General features: G+C 66.8%; 12 protein-coding genes. 7 read left to right on the forward strand and 5 right to left on the reverse strand.

Annotated elements, in window-relative coordinates; genetic code table 11:
* Nucleotides 1–1,477 (reverse strand): DNA translocase FtsK 4TM domain-containing protein (locus RSA25_RS16885; protein ID WP_332810001.1); only part of this gene is annotated, 1,477 nt, incomplete at its 3' end.
* A 267-nt stretch (nt 1,478–1,744) separates the two neighbouring features.
* Between RSA25_RS16885 and trxB the strand changes: the two genes are divergently transcribed.
* Complete coding sequence (gene trxB, locus RSA25_RS16890; RefSeq protein ID WP_332810002.1) at nt 1,745–2,716, forward strand: thioredoxin-disulfide reductase; 972 nt, start codon at nt 1,745–1,747, stop codon at nt 2,714–2,716.
* 76 nt (nt 2,717–2,792) lie between these two features.
* Here the strand turns inward: trxB and RSA25_RS16895 are convergent, their stop codons facing one another.
* Nucleotides 2,793–3,164, reverse strand: coding sequence for a hypothetical protein (locus tag RSA25_RS16895; RefSeq protein WP_332810003.1), 372 nt, complete (start codon nt 3,162–3,164; stop codon nt 2,793–2,795).
* A gap of 81 nt (nt 3,165–3,245) precedes the next feature.
* Nucleotides 3,246–4,754, reverse strand: coding sequence for an N-acetylmuramoyl-L-alanine amidase (locus tag RSA25_RS16900; RefSeq protein WP_332810004.1), 1,509 nt, complete (start codon nt 4,752–4,754; stop codon nt 3,246–3,248).
* Between the two features lie 195 nt (nt 4,755–4,949).
* Between RSA25_RS16900 and RSA25_RS16905 the strand changes: the two genes are divergently transcribed.
* From RSA25_RS16905 to RSA25_RS16920, 4 genes are all read left to right on the forward strand, one after another.
* Nucleotides 4,950–6,080: a GNAT family N-acetyltransferase gene (locus RSA25_RS16905; protein WP_332810005.1), complete on the forward strand. Its 1,131-nt coding sequence runs from the start codon at nt 4,950–4,952 to the stop codon at nt 6,078–6,080.
* Nucleotides 6,077–6,823, forward strand: coding sequence for a leucyl/phenylalanyl-tRNA--protein transferase (gene aat, locus RSA25_RS16910; protein ID WP_332810006.1), 747 nt, complete (start codon nt 6,077–6,079; stop codon nt 6,821–6,823). Before RSA25_RS16905 ends, aat begins: the two co-directional genes overlap by 4 nt.
* Nucleotides 6,824–6,986: 163 nt before the next feature.
* Nucleotides 6,987–7,205, forward strand: coding sequence for a translation initiation factor IF-1 (gene infA, locus RSA25_RS16915; RefSeq protein WP_005409596.1), 219 nt, complete (start codon nt 6,987–6,989; stop codon nt 7,203–7,205).
* 219 nt (nt 7,206–7,424) lie between these two features.
* The gene (locus RSA25_RS16920; RefSeq protein WP_332810007.1) at nt 7,425–7,808 is read left to right on the forward strand and encodes a hypothetical protein; all 384 of its coding nucleotides are present in this window, start codon (nt 7,425–7,427) and stop codon (nt 7,806–7,808) included.
* 79 nt (nt 7,809–7,887) lie between these two features.
* On the opposite strand, the gene clpA is transcribed toward RSA25_RS16920, so the two are convergent.
* The gene (gene clpA / locus RSA25_RS16925) at nt 7,888–10,167 is read right to left on the reverse strand and encodes an ATP-dependent Clp protease ATP-binding subunit ClpA (RefSeq protein ID WP_332810008.1); all 2,280 of its coding nucleotides are present in this window, start codon (nt 10,165–10,167) and stop codon (nt 7,888–7,890) included.
* A gap of 377 nt (nt 10,168–10,544) precedes the next feature.
* Nucleotides 10,545–10,877 carry an ATP-dependent Clp protease adapter ClpS gene (clpS, locus tag RSA25_RS16930; RefSeq protein ID WP_259202585.1) on the reverse strand — a complete coding sequence of 111 codons (333 nt, stop codon included), beginning with the start codon at nt 10,875–10,877 and terminating at the stop codon, nt 10,545–10,547.
* Between the two features lie 93 nt (nt 10,878–10,970).
* Here clpS and RSA25_RS16935 point away from each other — a divergent pair, with 93 nt between their 5' ends.
* Together RSA25_RS16935 and RSA25_RS16940 are read left to right on the forward strand one after the other, a co-directional pair.
* A complete protein-coding gene (locus tag RSA25_RS16935; RefSeq protein WP_332810009.1) occupies nt 10,971–11,435 on the forward strand; it encodes a hypothetical protein in 465 nt (154 codons plus the stop codon).
* Nucleotide 11,436: 1 nt separating this feature from the next.
* Nucleotides 11,437–11,898 (forward strand): NUDIX hydrolase, encoded by a 462-nt coding sequence (locus RSA25_RS16940; protein ID WP_332810010.1) that lies wholly within the window; start codon nt 11,437–11,439, stop codon nt 11,896–11,898.
* Nucleotides 11,899–11,944 lie beyond the last annotated feature (46 nt).

An 11,944-nucleotide genomic window follows, 5' to 3' on the forward strand; every position in this document is an offset into this window, starting at 1 on the left:
TCACCACCGGGGCCAGCAGGTGCGGGATGCCCTGGTAGACGCTCAGCTCCAGCATCTTCGGGTCGATCATCAGCATCCGCAGGTCTTTCGGCGAGGCCTTGTAGAGCAGGCTCAACACCATGGCATTGACCGCCACCGACTTGCCCGAGCCGGTGGTGCCGGCCACCAGCAGGTGGGGCATGCGCGCCAGGTCGGCCACGGTGGGGCGGCCGGCGATGTCCTTGCCCAGCGCCAGGGTGAGCACGCTGGCCGACTTGTCGTACTCCTTGGAGCGCAGCAGTTCGGACAGGTAGATCATCTCGCGGGTGACGTTGGGAATCTCCAGGCCCACCACCGACTTGCCCGGGATCACGTCCACCACGCGCACCGACTTGACCGACAGGCCGCGGGCGATGTCCTTGTCCAGCGAGCTGATCTGGCTGACCTTGATGCCCGGCGCCGGCTCGATCTCGAAACGGGTGATCACCGGGCCCGGGTAGGCGCCCACCACCTGGGCCTCGATGCGGAAGTCCTTGAGCTTGAACTCGATCTGCCGCGACAGGGTTTCCAGCGTGGTTTCGTCGTAGCCCTTGGGCTGCGGCTTGGGGTCGTCCAGCAGCGCCAGCGGCGGCACGTCCGAGCCATCGCCATTGACCCCGCGGAACATCGGGATCTGGGTCTCGCGCTTGGCCCGGTCGCTTTTTTCCAGCACCGGCTCGGGGCGCGGCTCGATCTTGACCGGCTCGCGCTTGGCGCGCACCTCGGCGTCGACCTTGCGCACTTCCTGGCGCTCCTCGCGCATCGCGCGGGTCTGCTGCCATTCGGTGGCCTGTTCCTTCTTCTTGTTGAACAACGGCGGCAGCGCCAGCACCCAGCGGCCGATCTTCTCCATCACCACGAACCAGGAGATGCCGGTGGCCAGGGTGATCGAGGCCAGCAGCAGCACCAGCACGAACAGGTTGGCGCCCAGTGCGCCGAAACCGGCGCTCAGCGAGTTGCCGACCAGGCGCCCCAGGATGCCGCCGGCATGGGCCACATCGCCGGTGAACAGGCGCACGTGCAGGAAACCGGTGCCGGCAATGAGGAAGCCGACCAGCCCGACCAGCCGCAGCGCCGGGTCCAGGTCATGCTCGCCCTTGCTCTCGCGCTTGAGCCCGAACATGGCGATCCAGGCCAGCGCGCCCAGCACGATGGGCAGCACGAACGCGATGTAGCCGAACAGCTGCAGCAGCACGTCGGCGATCCACGCCCCGACCCGGCCGCCCATGTTGTGCACCGGGGCCACCACGCTGCCGGTGTGCGACCAGCCCGGATCGGCGGCCGAATAGGTGAACAGACTGGCCACCAGGTACAGCAGCGCCGGGGCGATCGCGATCAGCCCCAGGTCGCGCCACAAGCGCTGGCGACCGGGATTTTCGGCAGGCGCCGGGGGCGCTGCCGCCTTGCGCGACGGTTTGCCGTCAGCCGACTTGGATCGTTCCGGGAGCTGCTTCGCCACCTTAGACCAGACCTTGGGAATGCACTGTTAGTGCTTGATAATAAACGACTGGCTGGCACCCCGGTAGGTGTCGACCCCTGGTCGGCACGCCCACCGGGCCCGGCCTCCGTCAAAACGCCGGCACGGGGGGCACCGGTATGCCCGACAGGTCGCCCCGTTCCATCGGTCGCCTTGAATCGCCTCGCCCCTGCCGCCACTCTATGACCTGACTTGGACGCCACGCAAACACCGCCGGCGCCCCGCCCCATCACTTTTACGCGAGTCTACATGAGCCATTCCCTGCCCTCCCGCCACCAGAAGCTCGTCATCCTTGGCTCCGGCCCGGCCGGCTGGACCGCCGCCGTCTACGCCGCGCGCGCCAACCTCAAGCCAGTGGTGATCACCGGGCTGCAGCAGGGCGGCCAGCTGATGACCACCACCGAAGTGGACAACTGGCCCGGCGATGCCCACGGCCTGATGGGCCCGGACCTGATGACCCGCATGCAGGCCCACGCCGAGCGCTTCGAGACCGAGGTGATCTTCGACCACATCCACACCGCCGACCTGGCCCAGCGCCCGTTCCGGCTGATCGGCGACAGCGCCGAGTACACCTGCGACGCCCTGATCATCGCCACCGGCGCCACCGCCAAGTACCTGGGCATCGAATCGGAAGAAGCCTTCAAGGGCCGCGGCGTGTCCGCCTGCGCCACCTGCGACGGCTTCTTCTACCGCGACCAGGACGTGGTGGTGGTGGGCGGCGGCAACACCGCCGTGGAAGAGGCGCTGTACCTGTCCAACATCGCCCGCAAGGTCTACCTGGTCCACCGCCGCGACACCCTCAAGGCGGAAAAGATCATGCAGGACAAGCTGTTTGCCAAGGTCGCCGCCGGCAAGATCGAGACCGTGTGGCACCACCAGGTGGATGAAGTGCTGGGCAACGAAGCCGGCGTCACCGGCGTGCGCGTGAAGTCCACCCTGGACGGCAGCACCCGCGACATCGAGGCCCACGGCTTCTTCGTGGCCATCGGCCACCACCCCAACACCAGCCTGTTCGAGGGCCAGCTGACCATGAACAATGGCTACCTGGACATCCGCTCGGGCCTGGGCGGCAATGCCACCCAGACCTCGGTGGAAGGCGTGTTCGCGGCCGGCGACGTGGCTGACCAGCACTACCGCCAGGCCATCACCTCGGCTGGCTTTGGTTGCATGGCCGCGCTGGATGCCGAGCGCTACCTGGACGCCAAGGGCGAGCTGGGCTGAGGCAGGACCATCGGCGGGTCAATCCCGAAGGCCGGCGCAATGCGCCGGCCTTTTTCGTGGAGCCAGCTGCTGAACGTCAGCGCTCGCCCGGCGGAAAGGACTCGGGGAAGTAGTGGGACAGCGGCTTGCCGGCATACAGGAACACGATGCTCCGCACCGGCTGCGCCGGTTCAAGCCGGAACATCAGGCTGTTGCCTACCCACTGCTGCTGGTCTTCCATTTCGACATCATTGGCTGGAATGTAGCCACTGACGTAATCGGTGGTCAGCTGTTGGCGGGCCGCGGTGTAGGTCACCTTGAGCCGCACGCGGGATTTGTCCTGCCCCTCGATGGCCGGCGCGGTCAGCAGCGACCTCTGCGCCAGCGCGGTGAGGCCTGCATCGGACGCCGGACCGTCGTCGGCCGCCGCCGCCGAGCCTGCCAGGCCCAGCATTGCCACCAGTGCCATGGTGGGAAGTCCAGGCAGTACCCGGCGAGGACGGCCCACCCCTTCAGTCACGATATTCCGTTGCATTGCACCCTCCTTGGGCTATCCGCAGTTCACCAGATGCAGGACCGGCGCGGAGGCCACGCCATCCGCGTCCACGATATGTGTGTTCCACGTCAGTGTACCCACTGCCTCGGCACCGCAGCTCAACCGGATGGCATGCGGCTGATCGGGCGAGGCAATGGTCCTGGTGCCCTCCGTGCAGGTCCATCCCGGCGGACAATGCGCACTGACCGTAACCAGGCGCAAGGGATACTCGGGGTTCCCCTTGAACGCCACCTCGACGTCTTCAGCGCCACCGGACGGCAGGCTGACCCGCGCTATCCGCTCCCCGACCAGGGGTTCACACGCCTTGCCGGCCGCCCACAGGCGATAGCCTTTTTCCACACCCTTCATGGCGGCTGTGCGGAATACCGGGTCAAGCAGCGCCCTGGCATCGTCCGGATGCGTGTGGAAAGCGGTTTCCACAATGATGGACGGCATTTTCGCCTCCCGGTTCTCGCCCTTGTTCTCTTCATGCGGTGCTGGGGCAACCACGAACGACTCATAGCCGGGCTGGCTTTGAATGGCCTCCTTCATTGAACACAGAACGCTACGCCCCAGCGCGTGATCCACTGCCCGACCAGGCTGAGTGATGACACGCGCCCCCCGCGCGGTCCCATTGTCGTCGGCATTGCTGTGCAGATGGATGGCAACGTCGGCATTTAGATGGTTGGCCAGCATTGGTCGGCTATTGATGTCTTCCCGCTCCTCCCTGTCCCACAGCGTGCTGCCCGCATAGGTGTTCCATATAGACGTTTCTCCAGGATACTGCCGGGCGATCGCGTAGCGCGCCGCCATGGTCCACCACTCGAAACCACTGTCTTCATGGATCGGCCCGGCGTCCTGAACTCGGGGGCGAACCACGGGCATGTGGCTGCGGGCCTCCACCAGCCCCTTGAGCTCAGCCGCATACAGCGGTGTGAGCAACCCTTCGTTGACGCCGTGATGCTCATCACGCGTTGTTACCCAGGCGTTGGTCCTGTGACTTAGAAAATAGCCATGCCCTGCCGCCACAAATGCCATGCCGGCGCCGCCCCCGCCTTGCCGCCTGCGCTCACCCGCCTCGCGCGCCGCGTCGTCGGCGGCCTTGATCTCGGGAAAGTAGTGATCGACGTCCTTGCCGTCGTAGAGGTACTTGACGGCGTTTACCGGGGCAAACTGTTCGGCCTCGTGAATCAGGCCATTGTTGATGATGCTCCGCTGATCCTCGAACGCGGGGCCGTAGTCGGCGGGAAGAAACGACCGATCCAGGCGGACGGTAATCACGCCCTTGGCGATGTCCATCGAAGCGCTGACGTGCCGGGGTCTCGATTGGCCATCCACCAGCGGCATCCGCTCCAGCGAGTACCGGGCGCGCTGGGTCAGGCGTGTGTCCAGTTCCACGTCACGCTCCAGGCGCAGCGGCCCGTCCGGGGTGGCACGGGCTGGGGTGCCTGCAACAAGTGCCGCCACGGCCATACCGGCACTGACGACCATCAACATCAAAGACGACAAAGGACGACTGGACATCGGCACTCTCCATGAATGAAAGGAAATGCGCTATTCCGACGGCGCCCGCGCAATCTGCGCCCTCCCTGCCAAATGAACTGCGGCCGCACGCACGCTCCACGTAAGAGCTATCACCCCGTTTCTATGGCATCCGGGGAACGGATCGACCCACGTTCTCAACACCCATTCCCCATCGCACTGCCCTATCCTCTAGCCATGCCCGATCCACGCTTCCTCCACCGCCTCGCCGACCTCCCCGCCGCTGCCTGGGATGCGCTGCACGACGGCCGCAACCCGTTCGTGACCCATGCCTTCCTGGCCGGGCTGGAAGACCACGGCTGCCTGCGCCCGGAATGGGGTTGGCGGCCGCGCCACTTCACCCTGTGGGAGGGCGACAGGCTGGTCGGCGCCATCCCCGGCTACCTGAAGGACAACTCGCATGGGGAGTTCGTGTTCGACCATGCCTGGGCCAACGCCTATGCGCGGCACGGACTGGACTACTTCCCCAAGTGGCTGGGCGCGGTGCCGTACTCGCCGGTGACCGGGCCGCGGCTGCTGGCACGCGATGCGGCCGGCCGCGTCGCGCTGGCCGCCACGCTGCGTGCCGAAGTGGAGCGCATGGGCTGGTCCTCGGCCCACGTGAACTTCCACGCGCGCGACGACGATCCCGCCTTCGGCCCGGACTGGATGCTGCGTGAGGACATCCAGTTCCAGTGGCACAACCCGGGCCCGTGGGCGACCTTTGCCGACTTCCTGGGGGCGATGGACCACAAGCATCGCAAGAACATCCGCCAGGAGCGCGCCAAGCTGGCGCGCAGCGGGATCACCTACCGGGTGGTGCACGGCGATGAGGCCTGCGAGGACGACCTGCTGGCGATGCACGGCTTCTACCTGCAGACCTTTGCCGAGTACGGCAATGCGCCGGCGATGACGCTGCCGTTCCTGCGCCACCTGGCGGCGACGATGCCGCGACAGCTGGTCATCTTCCTGGCCGAGCAGGAAGGACAGCCGATCGCCGGCGCGTTGTGCCTGCGCGGGGCGGACACGCTGTATGGCCGTTACTGGGGCGGTGCCACCCTGCCCGGCCTGCATTTCGAGACCTGCTATTACCAGGGTATCGAGTACTGCCTGCGCGAAGGCGTGGCGCGCTTCGAGCCCGGGGCACAGGGCGAGCACAAGCTGGCCCGGGGCTTCCTGCCGACCGTGGTGCGCAGCCGGCACTGGGTGGCCGAGCCCGCGTTTGCCGAGGCCTTGGCCGACTGGTGCGCCAGCGAGCGCGCCGACGTGGCGCGTTACGCACAGGCACTGGACGCGCACAGCCCGTTCAAGGCCGGTAACCCCGCATGAGCCGCCGATTGCCGTGGGCGTTGGAGGCGCGAGCGGACGCGCCGTTTCCGCCGGCCGAGACGGCACTGCGCGACCCCGACGGGCTGCTGGCCGTCGGCGGTGACCTGTCCCCGGTGCGGCTGCTCAACGCCTACGCCGGGGGCATCTTTCCCTGGTTTTCCGACGGCCAGCCACTGCTGTGGTGGTCGCCGGACCCGCGGATGGTGTTCCGCACCGATGGCGTGCACCTGGCCTCGCGCTTTCGCCGCACGTTGCGCGCCAGCCCGTGGGTGGTGCGTGCCGACACCCGTTTCACCGAGGTGATCGCCGCCTGCGCGAACAGCTTTCGCCCGGGCCAGGACGGCACCTGGATCACCACCGGGATGCGTGACGCGTACGTGGACCTGCACCGGATGGGGCATGCACATTCGGTGGAAGTGTTCGACGGCGAGCAGCTGGTGGGCGGCATCTACGGCGTGGCGATCGGGCGGATGTTCTTCGGCGAAAGCATGTTCAGTGCATCCAGTGGCGGCTCCAAGGTGGCACTGGCCGGGTTGGCGCATCGGCTGCAGCAATGGGGTTGGCCGTTGATCGATGCACAGGTGGAGAACGACCACCTGCTGAGCATGGGGGCCGAGCACATGTCGCGTGAGCGCTTTTTGGCGCTGGTGCGGGACCAGGTGCGGCTGGAGGCGCCTGCGGGCAGCTGGACCTGGCGGTTTGGTGAGATGGCGGTGGCGGCGTTGGCGGGCCGGGGATTTTGAGGAGCCGGCCAGCGGCCGGCACTACCGGTGCTACTGGCGCCGTGTGGGGTAAATGGCCTGTAAATCCGGCGGTTTAACGCAAACTTTGCATGAACGCGCCAACACGCGTAAAATGCCCGCTCTTAAGGCCAGCTCGGCCGTTTACAGAACTGCACAGGACTACATGTCGAAAGACGACTCCATCGAGTTCGAAGGCACCGTCAGCGAGACGCTGCCGAACACCACTTTCCGCGTACGACTGGAAAATGGGCATGAAATCATCGCCCACATTTCCGGCCGCATGCGCAAGAACTACATCCGCATCCTGACGGGCGACCGCGTCAAGGTCGAAATGACGCCCTACGACCTGACCAAGGGTCGTATCACGTACCGCATGAAGTAAGCGGTCCGGGGCGGCTTCCCTACAGAAGCCCCGCCAGAAGGCCAGCCAGGAGCTGGCCTTTTTGCGTGGCCGCGAAAAAGCGGCCAACCCCTGCCAAGCGGCACCCTGACCCTGTGCACCCTGACGTCGGTCAGGCTGCCTTGCTGCAGATTCGCGCCGACGCGGCCAGGTGCAGTCTGGTTGCCGGTCCACTCCGGATCGCCATGCCCGGCCCCCGCAATGAAGACTTCGCCCGTTTCGCGCCTGTTCGCCGCTGCCTGCCTGGCCCTGGCGGCACTGTCTGCCCACGCCGCCGAACCGGCCGCGACCGGCGCCCCTGACTGCATCACCCTGTCGCCGGACCAGCAGGTGGTCCGCGCCCGCGCCGAGCGCGACATCCTGCTGCGCAATGCCGACCAGCATTTCATCGTGCGCTTCAAGGACAACTGCAGCAGCGTGGCGCAGACCCGCACCTTCAGCTTCGATACGCCCCAACACGAGGGCCAGCTGTGTGGCGGCGGGATCAGCACCCTGACCACCAAGTCGCAGAAGTGCGAGGTGGCGGCCCTGGAACCGATCACGCCGGAACAGTTCGCCACGCGCGCGCGGGCGCGGTCGCGCTGAGCAGGGTGGCCAGACGCAGGAAAGCCCCTTTCGGGGCTTTCCTGGTGTTGCGTGGCGCGTCACGACCAACGCTGGCCGCTTACACGGTGGCAGGCAGGCGCCGCTCCGGCTCGGCCTGGGTTTCCACGAACAGCTCGTCGTCGCGGACATCGATGCTGACCCGGCCGCCGTTGACCAGCTTGCCGAACAGCAGCTCGTCGGCCAGCGGGCGCTTGACCTTGTCCTGGATGACGCGCGCCATCGGGCGGGCACCCATGAGCGGGTCGAAGCCGTGGCGGGCCAGCCAGTCGCGCGCGGTCGGGGTGGCCGACAGGCTGACGTGCTTTTCCTGCAGCAGCATCTCCAGCTCGATCAGGAACTTGTCCACCACGCGCAGGATGTGCTCGAAGCCCAGCGGCTGGAACTGCACCACCGCATCGAGGCGGTTGCGGAATTCCGGCGTGAAGCTCTTGCGGATGATCTCCATCGCGTCGGTGGCGTGGTCCTGGCGGGTGAAACCGATCGAGCGCCGCGAGGCCTGCGCCGCGCCTGCGTTGGTGGTCATCACCAGCACCACGTTCTTGAAGTTGGCCTCGCGCCCGTTGGTATCGGTGAGCACGCCGCGATCCATGACCTGCAGCAGGATGTTGAAGATGTCCGGGTGGGCCTTTTCCACCTCGTCCAGCAACAGCACGCAGTGCGGGGTCTTGACGATCTTCTCGGTGAGCAGGCCGCCCTGGTCGAAGCCGACATAGCCCGGAGGGGCACCGATCAGGCGGCTGATCGAATGCGGCTCCATGTACTCGCTCATGTCAAAGCGCACCAGCTCGATGCCCAGCTGCAGCGCCAGCTGCTTGGTCACCTCGGTCTTGCCCACGCCGGTTGGGCCGGCGAAGAGGAAGTTGCCGATCGGCTTTTCCGGATTGGCCAGGCCCGAGCGGGCCAGCTTGATCGCCGAGGCGAGGGTCTCGATGGCCGGGTCCTGGCCGAAGATCACCATCTTGAGGTTGCGCTCCAGGTGCTGGAGCACGTCCTTGTCGGTGGCGCTGACCTGCTTGGCCGGGATGCGCGCCATCTTGGCCACGATCGTCTCGATCTCCTCGATGTCGATCAGCTCCTTGCGCTCGCCCTCGGGCAGCAGGCGCTGGCGGGCACCGGCCTCGTCGATCACGTCGATGGCCTTGTCCGGCAGCAGGCGGTCGCCGATGTGCTTGACCGACAGGTCCACGGCGGCCTGCAGCGCGTCATCGGCATAGGTCACGCCGTGGTGCGCCTCGTACTTGGGCTTGAGGCCCTGCAGGATCTCGTAGGTTTCCCCGACGGTCGGCTCGACGATGTCGATCTTCTGGAAGCGCCGCGCCAGCGCGCGATCCTTCTCGAAGATGCCGCGGTATTCCTGGAAGGTGGTCGAGCCGATGCAGCGCAGCTCGCCCGACGCCAGCGCCGGCTTGATCAGGTTGGAGGCATCCATGGTGCCGCCGGAGGCCGAACCGGCGCCGATGATGGTGTGGATCTCATCGATGAACAGCACCGCGTTGGGCATCTTCTTTAGCGCGGTCAGCACGCCCTTGAGGCGCTTCTCGAAATCGCCGCGGTACTTGGTGCCGGCCACCAGGGCGCCCAGGTCGAGCGAGTAGATGACCGCATCGGCCAGCACCTCGGGCACCGAGCCTTCCACGATGCGCTTGGCCAGGCCTTCGGCGATGGCGGTCTTGCCCACGCCGGCCTCGCCCACGTAGAGCGGGTTGTTCTTGCGGCGGCGGCACAGGACCTGGATGGTGCGCTCGATCTCGTCGCGACGCCCCACCAGCGGGTCGATCCGGCCATTGCGGGCGGCCTCGTTGAGGTTGCTGGCGAACTCGGCCAGGGCATCGCCCTTGCCCTCGCCTTCGCCGCCCTCGGCACGGCCTTCGCCATCGGCCGCCGGCGGCACTTCGCCGTCTTCGCCCAGCTTGGCGATGCCATGGGAGAGGTAATTGACGATATCCAGCCGGGTCACGTCCTGCTGGTTGAGGTAATAGACCGCGTGGGAGTCCTTCTCGCCGAAGATGGCCACCAGCACGTTGGCGCCGGTGACCTCCTTCTTGCCCGAGGACTGCACGTGGTAGACCGCGCGCTGCAAGACGCGCTGGAAGCCCAGGGTGGGCTGGGTGTCGCGCCCATCGTCTTCGGCCAGGCGCGAGACCGAGGCCTCGATGGCCTGCTCCAGTTCCTGGCGCAGGCGCTCGGCGTCGGCGCCGCAAGCCTTGAGCACGGCCTGGGCGGACGGGTTGTCGAGCAGTGCCAGCAGCAGGTGTTCCACCGTCATGAACTCATGCCGGGCCTCACGGGCGCGCTTGTAGCACTGACCGATGGTGTGTTCGAGGTCTTTACTGAACATGTTCTACTCCGGCGGCAGTTGGGAACAATATGCGGCCTAGCTGCGCAATTTCCACCACCCTAGCGGATCGGTGCGTTCAGACGGCGTTAGCAGTCCCACGCCACCCCGGATTCCCCAAGGCCATCCCAGCAACTCCATCATGCCCGAACTACGGCCTATGGGATGGCAGCTTGCCCGTGATGGCGACGTCATCGCCACTGCCCTGCCCCGCGCCGGTCACGCCCAGCCCGCCTCCCCGACGGCACCGCTGCCCTGTTGAAGGTGAGCACGCAGAAGCAGGCACGCAGCGGCCACCGCCCAAGGCGGCAGACGTGCGGGATGCGGTCGATGCAGGTTTGCCGAGGGCGGAGGCCGGGGGCCTGCCCCGGCGGCGCGCCTCAGGCGCCGGTCTTTTCCATCGTGCACAGCAGCGGATGCTGGTTCATGCGCGAGAATTCGTTGACCTGGGCGACCTTGGACTCGGCGACCTCGCGGGTGAACACCCCGCACACGCCGCGACCGCGGGTATGCACGTGGAGCATCACCTGGGTGGCCTTGTCCAGGTCCATGGCAAAGAAGCTCTGCAGGACGGTCACCACGAAATCCATCGGGGTGTAGTCGTCGTTGAGCAGCATCACCTGGTAGAACGGCGGCGGTGCCACCTCCGGCCGGGCCGGTTCCAGCATGACGCCGTGATCGTGGTGGGGTTCTTGGGAGGGCTCGCGAGGCATCGGCACATTATAGCGGGAATGGACGTTGCCTCCGTGCCCCTTCACAATCTGCATGCTTCACAATGCCCCCCACCCCACTTTCACAGGGATTTCATGAAAAGGATCGTCACCGCTTTGCTCCTGACCGCCTCGATCGCCGGCGCGCATGCCGCCGAGCCGGACAAGGCCGTCGGCAAGGTGCTCAAGGAACTGGACTACCCCTATGAGATCGACCAGGACGGGGACTACAAGCTGGTCTTCGATGCCGGCAACGACCGCAGCCAGCTGGTGTTCGTGCGCTCGGCAGTGGAGGAATACGGCAGCCACCGCATCCGCGAGATCTGGTCGCCGGGCTACAACGCCCCGGGCAAGCAGTTCCCCGCCGCGGTGGCCAACCGGCTGCTGGAAGACTCCCAGGACGCCAAGCTGGGCGGCTGGGTCAAGCAGGAACAGCTGGCGATGTTCGTGGTCAAGGTGGACGCCAACGCCAACAAGGACGTGCTGAGCGACGCCATCGACGCGGCCATGCGCACCGCCGATGCCATGGAAGCCGAGCTGACCCAAGCGGACGAATATTGAGGTGAATGCCGTGCCGGACCCGCGCTGGACGCCCCGTGTGACCGTCGCCACCGTCGTGGTGGAGGGCGGGCGCGTGCTGCTGGTGGAAGAACGCATCGACGGCCGCCTGGTGCTGAACCAGCCGGCCGGCCACCTGGAACCGGGCGAAAGCCTGGCCGAGGCGGCCCTGCGCGAAACCCTGGAGGAGTCCGGCTGGACGGTGCGGCTGACCGATTTCATCGGGGTGTACCAGTGGACGGCCCCGGACGGCACCGCCTTCCTGCGCTTTGCCTTTGCCGCCACCCCGCTCGCCCACGAGGCGGCGCGGGCGCTGGATGAGGGCATCGTGCGCGCCCTGTGGCTGACCCCGGCCGAGCTGCTGGCCGATCCGGCCCGCCTGCGCAGCCCGCTGGTGGCCCAGGTGGTCCAGGACTTCCTGGCCGGCCAGCGCCACTCGCTGGCGCTGGTGAGGGCGGTGGCATGAGCACGCCGCGGATCATGGTGGGCGTGTCCGGCGGGGTCGATTCGTC

This window comes from Stenotrophomonas sp. (assembly GCF_036662295.1).
GTDB lineage: Bacteria > Pseudomonadota > Gammaproteobacteria > Xanthomonadales > Xanthomonadaceae > Stenotrophomonas.